At 63.6% G+C, this 1312-nt stretch carries 1 protein-coding gene; it reads left to right on the top strand.

Going from position 1 to position 1312, the window contains the following annotated elements:
• The coding region (gene topA, locus U1769_RS25055; protein ID WP_332720877.1) for a type I DNA topoisomerase at positions 1-1312 on the top strand (1312 nt) is incomplete at both ends.

Genomic DNA, 1312 nt, shown 5'->3' with positions numbered 1-1312 from the left:
GGTTTTGCGATGGAATGGGAACCCTATGCCGACAAGGCGAAGCAGCTCAAGGCTATCACCGATCTAGCGAAAACCGCCGATCGCTTGATCCTCGCGACCGATCCCGATCGTGAGGGTGAGGCGATTTCGTGGCATGTGCAGGAAGTGCTGGCGAAGAAGAAGGCGCTGCCGAAAGAGGTTGAGCGCGTAACCTTCAACGCGATTACCAAGGCGGCGGTGCTGGAGGCGATGGCCAATCCCCGCCAGCTCGATACCGATCTGATCGACGCCTATCGCGCTCGCCGCGCACTCGATTATCTGGTGGGGTTCACGCTGTCGCCGGTGCTGTGGCGCAAGCTGCCCGGTGCCAAATCGGCTGGCCGGGTGCAGTCGGTCGCGCTGCGCCTGATCGTCCAACGCGAGCGCGAGATCGAGATCTTCATTCCGCAGGAATATTGGTCGGTCGTCGCGCATCTGGAGCATGACGGCACTGCGTTCGACGCGCGGCTGGCGCGGTTCGAGGGCAAGAAGATCGAGCGGCTGACGATCGGCGATGCCGGCACGGCTGCGCGGGCGAAAGCCGCGGTCGAACAGGGCCGCTTTACCGTCGCCAGCGTCGAGACCAAGCCCGCGACGCGCAACCCGCCGCCGCCGTTTACGACTTCCACCCTGCAGCAAGAGGCCGCGCGGAAACTCGGTTTCTCCGCCAGCCACACGATGCGGGTCGCACAGGCGCTCTACGAAGACGGCGCGATCACGTACATGCGAACCGATGGCGTCCAGATGGACCACAGCGCCATAGACGAAGCCCGCAGGGCGATCGTGAAGCGCTATCAACCAAGCTACATCCCCGACAAACCACGCCAGTACCAGACCAAGGCCAAGAATGCGCAGGAAGCGCATGAGGCAATCCGCCCGACCGATTTCACCAAGGACAAGGCTGGATCGGGCGATCATGCGCGGCTGTACGAGTTGATCTGGAAGCGCGCGCTGGCAAGCCAGATGGCAAGTGCGCGAATGGAGCGGACAACCGTCGAGCTGGAAGAGCCGACCGGTCAGGATGCGCTGCGGGCGACCGGGCAGGTGGTGTTGTTCCCCGGCTATCTGGCGCTTTACGAAGAAGGCCGCGATGACGAGGGCGACGAGGATTCGCGCCGCCTGCCGGTGATCCGCAACGGCGACACGCCAGCCAAGAAGGGCGTCGATTCCGAACAGCATTTCACGCAGCCGCCGCCGCGGTTCTCCGAGGCGTCGCTGGTCAAACGTCTGGAGGAACTGGGGATCGGGCGACCCTCGACCTATGCCTCGATCATTCAGGTGCTGAAGGATCGCA

Source organism: Parasphingomonas zepuensis, from assembly GCF_036663735.1.
Lineage (GTDB): Bacteria > Pseudomonadota > Alphaproteobacteria > Sphingomonadales > Sphingomonadaceae > Sphingomonas.
The sequence above is the reverse complement of the archived record's forward strand: the minus strand, read 5'-3'. Positions and strand labels throughout refer to the sequence as shown.